Raw genomic sequence first — 12,749 nt, 5'->3', positions numbered from 1 at the left:
TAGTGGCGATGGCCTTACCATCGCTGTCAAGTCACCGACAAGATGGACCACCGCCCATGCGCATCGACCTGCCGACCGACAAGCGCCTCGTGCACACCATGACGATTCCCATCCGTTGGGGGGACATGGATGCCATGGGGCACGTCAACAACACCGTGTACTTTCGCTACATGGAAAGCGCCCGGCTGCAATGGATGGGCGAGTGGGGTATGCCCGCCAACCCGCGCGGCTGCGGGCCAGTGATCGCCAACGCGTTCTGCAATTTTTGGCGGCAGCTCGAGTACCCGGGCGACGTGATCGTGCGCAGTTATGTGGGCGCGCTAGGTCAGCGCTCGTTCGACATGTTCCACGAGCTGCTGCGCACGGATGGCGGCGATACCGTCTATGCCAACGGGGGCGCGACGGTGGTGTGGGTGGATTTTCCGGCGCAGCGCTCGGTGCCATTGCCCGCTGCGCTGCGCCAGCGGCTGGCCGAGGGCGTCACTTGACCTTGGGCAGGCGGCCGAGCAAATAAAACTCGTCGTTGGGCTGCATGCCGCTGAAGGACGCCATGCGATTCGACAGGCCGAAGAAGGCGGTGATGGCCGCGATGTCCCAAATGTCCTCGTCGTTCAGGCCGTGCGCATGCAGCGCGGCGAAGTCGGCCTCCTCGACCTCGTGCGAGCGCTGGCACACCTTCATCGCGAAGTCCAGGATCGCGCGCTGGCGCGGCGAGATGTCCGCCTTGCGGTAGTTGACCGCCACTTGGTCGGCCACCAGCGGCCTTTTCTCGTAGATGCGCAGGATGGCGCCGTGCGCCACCACGCAGTAGAGGCACTGGTTGGCGGCGCTGGTGGCCACGACGATCATCTCGCGCTCACCCTTGGTCAGGTTGGAGGGGCGCCCGACCGTCTCCGGCATCATCAGCGCGTCGTGGTAGGCGAAAAAGGCGCGCCACTCCGCCGGCCGGCGCGCCAGCATCAGAAACACGTTCGGCACGAAGCCGGCTTTGGCCTGCACGTCGAGGATGCGCTGGCGGATGTCGTCGGGCAGATCGGTCAGCTCGGGCAGTGGATAGCGGGGGTTCATGCGGGGCTCCTGTGTGGCCATGGGTCGAGGGGGATGGGGCGCTCACTCGTCCAGCGAGGCGCTCCAGCGTGCGTTCCACGCCGGCGGTGTGCGCAGCGCGTCGAAGCGTCGCCGGTCGCGTTTGGTGGGGCGGCCTTGGGTCAGCGTGGCCGCCGGCTCCGGGGCCAGGCGGCGCAGCTCGGCGTGGCGTTCGCGCGCGGCGATGGATTCGGGCGTTTCCTCGTACAGCAGCATGGCCTGGCTCGCCGGGCCGCGCACGGCGGAAAGCGCGCGCACGACCACCGTGCGCTCCACGTCGCCAGTGCGCAGTCGAATGACGTCACCCGGCCGGGGTTCGCGGCTGGCCTTGGCGGGCGCCCCGTTGACGAGCACACGGCCGCGTTCGATCATCTCGGCGGCCAGTGCGCGCGTCTTGTAAAAGCGCGCCGCCCACAGCCACTTGTCCAGGCGCACGCGGCCGGGGGTGTCGTCTGGCGTGGGCGGAGAGTGGCGGGCCATGGCGTGCTCCTCACCCCTGACCGGTCACTGCACCGCTCCCAGCGCCAGTGCCCGCTCGCGGCTGGCCGCGCGTTCGGCGTCCGACGGCGGCACCGTCGTGGGCCAGCCTGCCAAGTGGCGCTCGGCGATGTCGGCCAGCGCGCGCAGCCACGTCGGGTCGTCGTTGAGGCACGGGATGTAGTGAAAGGTCTGGCCGCCCGCGGCCAGGAACGCCTCGCGCGCCTCCTGGTCGATTTCTTCCAACGTCTCGATGCAGTCGCCGGTAAACCCCGGGCAGATCACGTCCACCCGCCGTACGCCCTGGCGCGCCAGCGCCACCAGCGTGGGTTCGGTGTAGGGCTCGAGCCACTTGGCGCGGCCGAAGCGCGACTGGAATGTCATCACGTATTGGTCGCGCGACAGGCCCAGCGCCTCGGCCAGCAGGCGGCCCGTCTTATGGCATTCGCAGTGGTAGGGGTCGCCGCGCTGCAGTGTGCGCGCAGGCATGCCGTGAAAACTCATCACCAAGCGCTCGGGCTGGCCCGCGTGGGCCCAGTGCGCGCGCACCCGCTCGGCCAGTGCGGCGATGTAGCCCGCGTCGTCGTGGTAGTGGTTGACGAAGCGCAGCTCCGGTACCCAGCGCAAGCGGCCCGCCCAGGCATAGACTTCGTCGAACACGCTGGCGGTGGTCGCCGCGCAGTACTGGGGGTAGGCGGGCAGGATGAGGATGCGCTTGCAGCCCGCGGCCTTGAGCGCGTCGAGCTCGCGCCGCACGGCGGGTTGGCCGTAGCGCATGGCCCAGCACACCTGGACGCGGTGGCCGCGTTCTCCTAGCATGCCTTGCAGGTATTTGGCCTGGCGTTCGGTCCAGACTTTGAGCGGCGAGCCCTCCGGCGTCCAGATGGTGGCGTATTTGGCGGCGGATTGGCGCGGCCGCACGTTGAGGATGATGCCGTGCAGGATCGGCCACCAGATGGGGCGTGGGATCTCCACCACGCGCGGGTCGCTCAGAAATTCGGCCAGGTAGCGCCGCAGCGCGGCCGGTGTGGGCGCCTCCGGGGTGCCCAGGTTGACCCAGAGGATACCGGTGTGGGCCGCCTGGCCATGGGTGTAGGGGGGCTCGGTGCGCATGGTCATGCGGTATTCTCGCGCAGACATGTTCGACCCTGCACGCGTGCGCGCGATCACCCTCGATCTGGACGACACCCTGTGGCCGGTATGGCCCACGATCGAGCGCGCCGAAGCGGTGCTGCAGCAATGGTTGCACGCGCATGCGCCGGCGACGGCTGCCTTGTTGCACGATCCGGCGATGCGGCGCGCCATTCGCGCCGAGGTCGAGCGGCAACACTCCCAGCACCGCCACGACCTGAGCTTTTTGCGCCGCGAGGCAATCCGTGCCGCCCTGCGCCGGGCGGGCGACGATCCCGCGCTGGCCGAGCCGGCGTTCGAGGTGTTTTTTGCCGAACGGCAGCGCGTGACGCTGTTCGAGGATGTGCGCCCGGCGCTGGAGGCGCTGGCCGCGCGCTATCCGGTGGTCGCGCTGTCCAACGGCAATGCCGATGTGCAGCGCATCGGCATCGGCCAATGGTTCCATGCCCGGCTGGGCGCGCGCGAGGCGGGGGTGGCCAAGCCCGACGCGCGAATTTTTCGCGCCGCCGCCGCCCTGGTCGGTGTGGCGCCCGAGCATGTGCTGCACGTGGGCGACGATGTCCATCACGACGTGCTGGGCGCGCTGCGTGCAGGCATGCAGGCAGCGTGGGTCGATCGCGCCGGGCGTGAGTGGCACGCAGCGCTCGCTGCCCCGCCCCATGGCCCCACGCCCGCAGTGGCAGAACCCGCGGCGCCGCACGAGCGCCCCCACCTGCAGGTGCCCCACCTGGCGGCGTTGTGCGAGGCCTTGGGGCTGGCGTCCGTGCGCTCGGTCGTCCCTGTCAACTCCCTCTGGAAAGGCTCGACATGATCACGATCCATGGCATATTCGCCTCTCGCGCCGTGCGCCCGCTATGGGTGGCGCAGGAATTGGGCATCGACTATCAGCACATTCCCACGCCCTACCAAGGGGGTGCGACGCGCACGCCGGAATTTTTGGCACTCAACCCCAACGGCCACATCCCCGTGCTGATCGACGAGCGGCCCGAGGGGCGCGTGGTGGTATGGGAGTCGATGGCGTGCGCGCTCTACTTGGCGCGCCACCACGGCCGCGGGGACGGCAGTGACCTGGCGCCCGCCTCGCCGGCGGAGGATGCCGAGGCGCTGCGCTGGGCCTTCTGGGCCATGACCGAGTTGGAGGCCGACGCACTGACCGTGCTGATGCACCGGCGCGGACTGCCCCCCGAGCGGCGCGACGCCGACCGGCTGGCCGCCGCGGAGCAGCGCGTGCGCGGGCCGCTGGCCGTACTAGAGAGAGGCGCACTTGCAGGTGCAGGCGCAACGTGGCTGGCCCCATCTGGCGGCGGAGCGCTTTACGGTGGCGGACGTGTGTGTGGCCAGCGTGGCCAACTGGGTGCGTTCGTCGCCCGAGCTGATGCATGCCTTCCCCCATGTGCACGAGTGGCTGCAACGCTGCCATGCACGCCCGGCGTATCGGGCGCTCAAAGAGAAAGAGGCGGCGCAAAAAAGCAGCGCCGCCGGCTAGGCGCGCGCTGACAGCGCGGCGGCAGCGGCCAGCCCGCTGCGCACCGCACCCTCCAGGGTCGCGGGGTAGGGGCCGTCGATGGCGTCGCCCGCGGCCAGCAGGCCGGGTGCCACGTGCATGCCGGGGCGTCGCAGGCCGGGGGTGCAGGCGAAGGTGGCGCGTTTTTCCACCACCGTCGCAAGCAGCGTACAGCCGTCTAGCCCCAGCTGGCGCTGCAATTGCTCTTGCACGGCGCGCAAGAGCGCGCTGCGATCGGTGGCCAGCGCTGGCGCCGGGGCGCTGGCCACCAGTGCGAGAACCGGTGCGCTGTTGGCCAGCGGCCGGCGCCAAAACACGAATTGCGCGGGGGCGGTGACCGGGTGGGTGTGCAGCGCGAGCATGGGCTCGGCCGCCGGCCAATGCCAGTCCGGGGGTGGGCGCAGGTAGACCGTGGCGATGGGTTGGTGGTGCAGGGCGGCTGCCGTGGCGCACCAGGCGGCGACAGTCGGCTCGGCGTCCAGGCCAGACGCGGCCAGCAGGCGGGCCGTGGCCGCGACCGGGCAGGCCAGCACCACGGCCTGGGTCTGCAGCGTATCGCCACTGGCCAGCTGCAGCCGCCAGCCAACGCCAGCCGCACGTTGCAGCCCCACCACCCGCGCGCCGGTGCGCAGCACGGCACCGCCCGCGCGCAGAGTGGCGGTGGCCGGTTCGGGCAGCACTTGGCCCAGGTCGGCGCGGGGCAGCAACAGGTCGCTCGGCGCCCAGGGGGCGGGGGCAGGCCCCAGCAGCGCATCGCGCAGCACGCGCCGGAAAACCCAGGCGCTGGCCCGCTCGATGGGGGTATTGAGCGCCGCGACGCACAGGGGCTCGATCAGGTCGCGCACCACCGGATCTGGGAGCCCTGCGCAAAGGTTGGCCACCGGGGTGTCGGGGCTGCGGGCATCCACGGGGCGCAGCCACCCCGCCAGGGCGCGCAGTGCCGCCAGCCGCGCCCGCCATGGCCAGGGACGTGCGCGCAGCAGGGCCGCGCCCAGCGCCAACGGCGCCAAGCGGGGTGGCAGGCGCGGGCCCCAAGCAGGCGGCACCAGGCCCATGCCATCGGGGTAGCGCAGGGTCAGCGGCAGGCGCTGCAGTGTCTGGGCCAGCGGCACGCCCAGGCGTCGCATCAGGCCCAGCGTGGCGGTGTAGGCGCCGATCAGGATGTGTTGTCCGTTGTCCAGCGGCCATGTCGTGCCGGCCTCGTCCAACACGGGCACGGTACGCGCGCGGCCACCCCAGTAGGGGGACGCCTCCAGCAACGTCACGTGCCAGCCAGCATCCTGCGCGGCGATGGCGGCGGCCAAGCCGGCCCAGCCGCCGCCCACGACGGCCACCGTTCGCGTCACAGCCGCCCCAGGGCCTGCACCTTCCAGGCCAGCCAGAATTTGCGCAGCGGCGTCAGCGCCACGCGTTGCGTCAGCACCAGCATCGGGTCTTGGGCGATCTCGTCCAGTAGCGTGCGGTAGATGCTGGCCATCATCAAGCCTGGTTTTTGTGCACGCCGGTCGGGGGCCGGCAGCAGTGCGATCGCCTCCTCATAGATGGCCAGCGCGCGCTCGATCTGAAAGCGCATTAGGGCGCCGAAGCGTGACGCAAAGTCGGGGCTGGCCCCGACACCGCGGCGCAGGATCTCGTGCGCCTTGACGTCGAAGCGCTGCAGCTCGGCAATGGGCAGGTACAGCCGACCACGCAGCGCGTCTTCGCCCACGTCGCGGATGATGTTGGTGAGCTGAAACGCCAGCCCCAGCCGATGTGCGTAGTCGGTGGTGGCGGGTTGGGTCTGGCCAAATATGCGCGCCGCGACCTCGCCGACGACGCCCGCGACCAGGTGGCAGTAGCGCTGTAGCTGCGCAAAGTCCAGATAGCGGCTTTGCTGCAGGTCCCACTCGCACCCCTCGATGACCTGCAGCAGCGGCTCGACGTGCAGGCCGTAGGGCTGGATGTGTGGCTGCAGGGCCACGAGCGCCGGATGTTCCGGTGTCTGACCGGCGAAGGTGCGCCGCACCTGCTCGCGCCACCAGGCCAACTTGGCTTGTGCCACGGCGGGGTCGTGCACTTCATCGACGATGTCGTCGATCTCGCGGCAAAAGGCGTAGAACGCGGTGATGGCGGCGCGTCGCGGCGCGGGCAAAAACAAAAAAGCGTAATAAAAGCTGCTGCCCGACGCCGCCGCGCGCTCCTGGGCATAGGCCTGGGCCTGCGCCAGCCGCTCGGGCGTCATGTCGCCGCCTCCCGCGCCCAGCGCGCAGCCACCGGACGCATGAACAGGCCGTACAGCAACGGCACCATGAACAGCGTCAGCGCCGTCGAGACCAGCAACCCCCACACGATGGCCGAGGCCACTGGGCCCCACAGCAGACTTTGCCCCCCCAGCCCGAACGCGAGCGACACGAGCCCACCGATGGTGGTGGTGCTGGTGATGAGGATGGGCACCACGCGCCGCCGCGCCGCCCAGACGATGGCGTGCATCAACCCCAGTCCCTGGCGCAGCCGGTCGTTGGCGGCGTCGATGAGCACGATGGCCGAGTTGACCGCGATGCCGGTGAGCGCGATGACCCCGTACAGCGTGTACAGCGACAACGGGTGGCGCGTGATGGCCAGGCCAATGGCCACCCCGGCGAAGGCCAACGGCACCGTGACCAGGATCATCAGCGGCTGGCCGTAGCTGCGAAACTGGGCGGCCAGGATCAGGTAGATCAACCCGACGCCGAGCAAGAACAGTTGCTGCATGGCGGCCAGGCTTTCGTTGATGTCTTCCAGCTCGCCCGAAAAGTCCAGATCGACGCCAGGGTGCTGCAGTCGCAGCGTGTCCCATGCGGCCTGGATGCGGCGGTTGGCCTCGGTGGTGTCGAGCACGGCCTTGTCGAGATCGGCCTCGACCGTGATGGCGCGGCGCAGGTTGTGGTGGCGAATGAAGCCGCGCGTGGGCTGGAGTTCCGCCTGCACCAGCGCCCCGAGTTGCGTCACCTGGCCGTTGGGCAGCGTCACCGGCGTGGCCAACAGCGCCGAGGGGTCCGGCGGTGGTGCGTCGAGCAGGCGCTGGCGCACGCGCAGCTCGATCTTGTCGCCCGCCTCGCGCGTGAAGGCCACCACCTCGCCGTCGACCGCCAGCCGCACCAGCCGTGTGGCCTGCGCGGGCCCGATGCCCAGCTCGCGCAGCGCCTCGGGTTGGAGCGTCAGGCGCAGCATGCCGCGCCCGGGTATGTTGTCGTCCTGGATGTCGCGCGTGCCGGGCAGGGTGGCAATGACGGCCTTCAAGGCGTCGGCGGCGGCTTGGATCTGGTCGAAGTCGTCGCCGCGCACTTTGACGCTGATGGGCTTGCCCGCCGGCGGCCCGCCCGACAGCAGCGTGAAGCTCTTGCGCCCGGGGCCGGGCAGCGTTTCGACCTCGCGCCGCATCGCCTCCACCACCTCTTGCACCTCGCGTGCGCCCGGCGTGCGTGGATTGAGCGAAACGAACACCTGCCCGTAGGCGTCACCGTATACCGGTTCGGTCTGGGTGAACTTCAGCCCCGCGGTCGAGGTGACGGCGCGCGCTTCGTGCCCCTGCGCGGCGTCGCCCACGCCGCGCAGGTGGCGGCGCACCACTTGCTCCACCCGCTCGGTCTCGGCCAGCGTTTCTTCCAGTGAGGCGCTGGCGGGCATGTCGACGTTGACGTAGAACGCCCGGATCGGGTCGAAGGCGAAAAACTGCACGCGCACCACGCCGGTGGCCAGCAGCGCCGCGGCACCCGCCACCACCAGCGCGCCCAGCCCCAAAAAGGTCCAGGGCCGACGCAGAACCACCACCAGCGCCTGCCCGTAGCGCAGGCGCAGCGCGCGGTTGAAGCGGTTGCGCCAGCGTTGCACGCGCCCCGGCTGGTCCAGCCGCACCTTCATCATGGCCACGTGTACCGGCATCATCCAAAACGCCTCGACGAGCGAGATCAGCAACGCCAGCGTCACCACGAACGGGATGATGAACATGAATTTGCCGACGATCCCCGGCATCAGCATCAGGGGCAAAAACGCGGCCAGCGTCGTCGCCACCGAGGCCAACACGGGTTTCCACACCTCGGCAATGCCGTCCAGGCAGGCCGGCAGCGCGGCCTGTCCGCGCTCGATGCGGTAGTAGATCGCCTCCACCACCACCACGGCGTCGTCCACCAGCATACCCAGCGCGATCACCACGCCCAGCAATACGGAGATATTGAGGGTGTAGTCCATCCCCTGCAAGACGGCAAATGTGCCCAACAGCGAGAACGGGATGCCGAGCGCGACCAGCACGCCGATGCGCCAGCCCAAAAACACCCAACAGACCGCCAGCACCAAGACGACGCCATAGAGCGCGTTGGTTTGCATGACGTCGATCGCCTCGCGCGTGGGGATGGTCTGGTCATCGGTCAGCGTTAGCTGCAGCCCCTGGGTGGCCAGCACGGCGTTTTCGCGCTCGATGAAGGCGCGCACATCGTCGAGCAGCCTCAAGGTGTTGACGCGGGCTTTTTTGGTCAACGCCAGCGAGATCGCAGGCTGCCCGTCCATCGACGCCAGCTGCGACGGTTTGGCGCGCGCCCACGTTACTTGGGCCACGTCGCCCAAGCGGGCGAACGCACCGGGCCGCACGGTGGACGTCACGGTCAGTTGCGCCAGGCGTTCCGGGTCGAGCTCGACGCCGCTGACCGCGATCGTCCACACGCCTTGCCGCGTGGCGAGTGTGCCCGCCGCGGTGTCGCGCCAGTGGGCGCGCAGCGCGTCTGCCACGTCAGCGGCCGTCAGCCCGCGCGCCGCCAGCGCCGCCGGATCGGGGCGCACCAGCAGCTCCGGGTCGCGCAGCCCCGAGGCGAACACCTGGTCGACGCCGCGCAGCCGCTCCAGGGCTTGGCGGATGCGCCGTCCCTCGCGCCGCAGCACCTCATCGTCGGCCGGCCCGGTTAGCCGCATGATGGCGGTGGGAAAGCCGTTGGAGGTGGAAATCTCGAGAACGCGTGGCTCGCGCGCCTCGTCCGGCAGCTCGGCGCTGGCTTTGTTTTGGATCTCGCGCCGCAGGTCGTTCATGCGCTTGTCGAAGGTACGCTCGTCGATGTCGCCAAAGCGCACCAGCAGACTGGAGACATTCTCGCGCGAGCTGGAGCTGACGAACCGAATGTCGGCCACGCCCTGGATGGCATCCTCCAGCGGGTTGGTGACCAGCCGCTCGACCTCCTCGGCACTGGCACCGGGCAGCACCGTGGTGACGTTGACCCAGTTGAAGTTGATCTCCGGGTCGCGCTCGCGCGGCATTTGCATATAGGCCAGCAGGCCCAGGAGCATGACGACCGCGAACGCGATGTTGGCCAGGGGGTGGTTGGTGATGAGGGCGCGCAGCAGCCGCATGGACCATCTCCGGGGGGCGTGCCTCAGGGGCCGACCGTGATGGGTTGGCCATCGCGCAACGCCTGCTGCCCCTGGGTAATGAGGCGCGCCGACGTCGGCAGGCCCTGGGCGGGTGCAGGCCGTCCCTCTTGCGCTTGTGCCAGCGGCACGAAGCGCGCGCGTGCTGCCGCGCCCTCGCCCTCGGCCACGAAGACGCCCAGCCGCCCCTCGCGCTGCACCAACAGCGTGGCAGGCACGTGGGGGTCGCTGGTCTGCCAGCGCAGCAGGCCCGGGGTGCCCGGCGGCAAGGGTTCGCCCAGCAGGCGCAGGCGCACCGTCTGCAGCCGCGTGCCGGCCGAGACGGCATCGACCACGCGCAGCACTTGCGCGCGCCGCTGCGCGCCGGATTCGGCTTCGAAGACCAGCTCCCGCACGCGCTGCAGTGTCTGCGCGTCGGCGGGGGGCAGCGCCGCGTGCAACTCGCTGCCCTCCGTTTGGGCCAGCACGAACAGTGGGGTGCCCGCGGCCACCGTCTCGCCTTGCTGGGCCAGCCGTTGGGTGATGGTACCGGCAAAGGGCGCGCGCACCACGGCTTTGGCCCGCTGACGCTCGGCGCTGCGCAGCGCGGCTTCCGTCTGTGCCAGGTCGGCTTGCTGCACCGTGAGTTCGGTTTCGCGCAGGGTCAGCGCCTCGGGCGACAAAAAACCCTGCGCCTGCAGTTGGCGCGCGCGTGCCAGCTGAGCCTGGGCCAACGCCAGGCGCGCCTGTGCCGCATCGCGAGCGGCGCGCGCGCGCTCCACGGCCAGCGCCAGGTCGGTCTCGTCGAGCCGCGCCAGCACCTGCCCGGCGCGCACGCGCGTGCCCACATCGGCGTCCCAGCGCTGCAGCACGCCACCCACCTCGGCCGCGATGCGCGCTTCGTTGCGTGGTGCTACCTGGGCGCTGACGCTGCGCGTCGGATAGACCGCCACCTCGGCCAGCGGCTGCGCGCGCACGCTCAGCGCCGCCGCCGGGCCGTTGGGAGCGGAGGAGGCGGGGGGCGCTCCATGCACCTGAGGGATGGCCAGGGCCAGCAACAGCCACAAGGCGGATAGGGGGCGGCGTGTCATGCGCAAAGGGCAGAAATCGAAGGGTGACGATGATGCCACGCGCGCCACACGAGCAGCGGCAGTTCGGTTGCGCGCAGGGTGGGGCGTTGGTGCAGCGTGCGCCAGCCGAGCGCCTGGATATGCTGCGCCACCCGCAACGCGCCCTGCAGCACGAGGCGCAATTCCCAGCCGAAGCGCCCGCCGATGGCGAGCGGCAAAGACCAACCGGCGCGCAAATGGTGCAGCGCCAACCGACAACCTCGCTGCACGACAGGGGTCAGCTCGGCATCGGTCCAGTCGGCCAGGGGGCGGTGGGGGTCGAGGCCGGCGTGCCTCAGCCACGCATCGGGCACATACCAGCGCCCGCGGGCGCGATCCTGCCCCAAGTCTTGCCACAGATTGACCAGTTGCAGCCCGGTGCAGATGGCGTCGCTGTGCGCCAGTGCCGTGGGGGTCTGCACACCCGCCAGGTGCAGCATCAAGCGCCCGACCGGGTTGGCGGAACGGCGGCAGTAGTCCAGCAGCTCGGCGTCGTCGCGGTAGCGGCGGCCGTCGGCGGTCCAGCGCACGTCCTGCTCGAACGCGTCGAGCAAATCCAGGAAGGGTGCCAATGGCAGGCCGTGGCGTTGGCGGGCCGCTTGCAGCGGTACCAGCATGGGCGCCCAGTCCGCTTGGCGCGTGACGGTGTCGTCGTCGCTCCAAAGGCGCTGCAACAGGTCCCGCAGCGCCGCCAACTGGGCCAGCCGTTCGGCGGGCGGGGCGTCGCCCTCATCCGCCACATCGTCGGCCCAGCGAGCCACGCGGTAGATGGCCACGACCGCTTCACGCCACTGCGGCGGGCACAGCAACGAGGCGACGGGGAAGTTTTCATAATGATCGACGGCCGAAGCAAACGCCATGGTCGGATGTTGCCACAGCCGCATGACGCGGTGTTTTTCCGGGGGCTCAAAAGCCCCCGAAACTGGTACGATCGTTCGATGCGTCGCTATCGCGCACTCGAGCAGTGCATGCGGTCGGCGCCGGCTCTCACCAGTACAACAGTAACAGCAGCCAGTCTCCAGGGAACCATGCGCCAAGTGTTGCAACACCTCGAGCAGCTCGCGCGACTGACGCGGGGCAGGGATCGTGACAGCATGGACGCGACCCTGGTGGAGGTGATGCGGCCGTTGCTCGATGCCCGGGCCGTGACGCTGTGGGAGGCGGTGCCCGATGCCGACGGTGACCGGCTGTTGAACCGGGCCCGGCTGGAGCGGGGCGCGCCCGTGCCGCAATCGTCGCCGGCGTGGATGACGCTGGCGGATTTGCCCCGGGTGGATGCCGATCCGCAGCGCGAGCAGGCCTGGCAGTCGCGGCAGACCCGCCTCTTGACGGACGACGGCGCGGCACGGCTGTTGGTCCCCATCCTGACCGAGTCCGACCGGCGTTTGCTCATCGAGGCGGATTTCGACGGCGCGCCCGATCCCCATCGCGTACAGGTCGCCGAGGGCATGGCGCGGATTTTCGAAAATTTTATCAACGTGCTCGAATCGAGCGAGCGCGACACGCTGACTGGGTTGCTGAACCGCAAATCGTTCGACGACGCCTTCTACAAAGCCACCCGGGTGACGCCCCAAGCGCCCGATGGGCCGCACGGGCAGCGGCGTCCCGGCAGCGGTGGCGCGCATTGGCTGGCCGTGATCGATGTGGATCACTTCAAATCGGTCAACGACCGCTACGGGCACCTGATCGGCGACGAAGTGTTGCTGTTGATCGCGCGCATTCTGCGCAGCACGTTCCGGCACGATGACCGTCTGTACCGGTTCGGTGGCGAGGAATTCGTCGTGCTGGCGCGCGCAGCCGATGCCACTGCCGCGGCCAGCGCCTTCGAGCGGCTGCGACGCAACGTCGAGGGTTTCCCTTTCCCCCAGGTGGGGCGTATCACGGTCAGCATCGGCTACACCGCTGTGCGCGAGCACGATACACCGGCCGACGCCTTCGAGCGCGCCGACCGTGCGGTGTATCTGGCCAAGGCGCAGGGGCGCAACCAGGTGCGCGGCTACGAGACCGACGTGCAGACGGGCGAGCCCGAAACGCATCGCGGTGCGGGTGGCGACGTCGAGTTGTTCTGAACCTGGCGCTACAATCGCGGCCTG

12 protein-coding genes and 1 pseudogene are annotated in these 12,749 nt (G+C 69.9%); 5 read left to right on the top strand and 8 right to left on the bottom strand.

Translation table 11 applies throughout. The annotated features are described in order from the left end of the window. Positions 1-56 precede the first annotated feature (56 nt). Positions 57-488, top strand: coding sequence for an acyl-CoA thioesterase (locus ACPYIS_RS13450; protein ID WP_299020058.1), 432 nt, complete (start codon positions 57-59; stop codon positions 486-488). Here the strand turns inward: ACPYIS_RS13450 and ACPYIS_RS13445 are convergent. Genes ACPYIS_RS13445 through hemH form a run of 3 tightly spaced genes read right to left on the bottom strand, consistent with a single transcriptional unit; the run spans position 481 to position 2,682 of the window. Continuing rightward, the gene (locus ACPYIS_RS13445; RefSeq protein WP_425973714.1) at positions 481-1,068 is read right to left on the bottom strand and encodes a peroxidase-related enzyme; all 588 of its coding nucleotides are present in this window, start codon (positions 1,066-1,068) and stop codon (positions 481-483) included. The genes ACPYIS_RS13450 and ACPYIS_RS13445 overlap by 8 nt on opposite strands. A 42-nt stretch (positions 1,069-1,110) precedes the next feature. Further along, positions 1,111-1,566, bottom strand: coding sequence for an RNA-binding S4 domain-containing protein (locus ACPYIS_RS13440; protein ID WP_425973712.1), 456 nt, complete (start codon positions 1,564-1,566; stop codon positions 1,111-1,113). 24 nt (positions 1,567-1,590) lie between these two features. Then, positions 1,591-2,682 carry a ferrochelatase gene (hemH, locus tag ACPYIS_RS13435; RefSeq protein ID WP_425973710.1) on the bottom strand — a complete coding sequence of 364 codons (1,092 nt, stop codon included), beginning with the start codon at positions 2,680-2,682 and terminating at the stop codon, positions 1,591-1,593. Positions 2,683-2,701: 19 nt separating this feature from the next. Between hemH and ACPYIS_RS13430 the strand changes: the two genes are divergently transcribed. From ACPYIS_RS13430 to ACPYIS_RS13420, 3 genes and pseudogenes are all read left to right on the top strand, one after another. Beyond that, positions 2,702-3,505, top strand: a complete 804-nt coding sequence (locus ACPYIS_RS13430) for an HAD family hydrolase (protein WP_425973708.1) — start codon at positions 2,702-2,704, stop codon at positions 3,503-3,505. Next, a pseudogene (locus ACPYIS_RS13425) lies at positions 3,502-3,684 on the top strand (glutathione S-transferase N-terminal domain-containing protein); the annotation flags it as partial. The gene ACPYIS_RS13430 and the pseudogene ACPYIS_RS13425, both read left to right, overlap by 4 nt. 280 nt (positions 3,685-3,964) lie before the next feature. Then, positions 3,965-4,180, top strand: coding sequence for a glutathione S-transferase family protein (locus tag ACPYIS_RS13420; protein WP_425974126.1), 216 nt, complete (start codon positions 3,965-3,967; stop codon positions 4,178-4,180). Here ACPYIS_RS13420 and hpnE read toward each other — a convergent pair. From hpnE to hpnC, 5 genes are read right to left on the bottom strand one after another with little or no spacing between them, the layout of a single operon-like run. After that, the gene (gene hpnE, locus ACPYIS_RS13415; protein WP_425973707.1) at positions 4,177-5,544 is read right to left on the bottom strand and encodes a hydroxysqualene dehydroxylase HpnE; all 1,368 of its coding nucleotides are present in this window, start codon (positions 5,542-5,544) and stop codon (positions 4,177-4,179) included. The genes ACPYIS_RS13420 and hpnE overlap by 4 nt on opposite strands. Continuing rightward, positions 5,541-6,419 (bottom strand): presqualene diphosphate synthase HpnD, encoded by an 879-nt coding sequence (gene hpnD / locus ACPYIS_RS13410; protein ID WP_424858928.1) that lies wholly within the window; start codon positions 6,417-6,419, stop codon positions 5,541-5,543. Before hpnD ends, hpnE begins: the two co-directional genes overlap by 4 nt. Continuing rightward, the gene (locus tag ACPYIS_RS13405) at positions 6,416-9,550 is read right to left on the bottom strand and encodes an efflux RND transporter permease subunit (protein ID WP_424894520.1); all 3,135 of its coding nucleotides are present in this window, start codon (positions 9,548-9,550) and stop codon (positions 6,416-6,418) included. Before ACPYIS_RS13405 ends, hpnD begins: the two co-directional genes overlap by 4 nt. A 23-nt stretch (positions 9,551-9,573) precedes the next feature. Further along, the gene (locus ACPYIS_RS13400; RefSeq protein ID WP_424894521.1) at positions 9,574-10,638 is read right to left on the bottom strand and encodes an efflux RND transporter periplasmic adaptor subunit; all 1,065 of its coding nucleotides are present in this window, start codon (positions 10,636-10,638) and stop codon (positions 9,574-9,576) included. Further along, positions 10,635-11,516 (bottom strand): squalene synthase HpnC, encoded by an 882-nt coding sequence (hpnC, locus tag ACPYIS_RS13395; protein WP_425973704.1) that lies wholly within the window; start codon positions 11,514-11,516, stop codon positions 10,635-10,637. The genes ACPYIS_RS13400 and hpnC overlap by 4 nt, the downstream gene beginning before the upstream one ends. A gap of 234 nt (positions 11,517-11,750) precedes the next feature. On the opposite strand from hpnC, the gene ACPYIS_RS13390 reads away from it, so the two are divergent. Continuing rightward, a complete protein-coding gene (locus tag ACPYIS_RS13390; protein WP_424858932.1) occupies positions 11,751-12,725 on the top strand; it encodes a GGDEF domain-containing protein in 975 nt (324 codons plus the stop codon). The last annotated feature ends 24 nt before the right edge of the window (positions 12,726-12,749 follow it).

It is taken from the genome of Tepidimonas sp. HKU78, assembly GCF_049860815.1.
GTDB lineage: Bacteria > Pseudomonadota > Gammaproteobacteria > Burkholderiales > Burkholderiaceae_C > Tepidimonas.
Note: the sequence above shows the minus strand (reverse complement) of the source record. Positions and strands in the feature narration are given on the sequence as shown.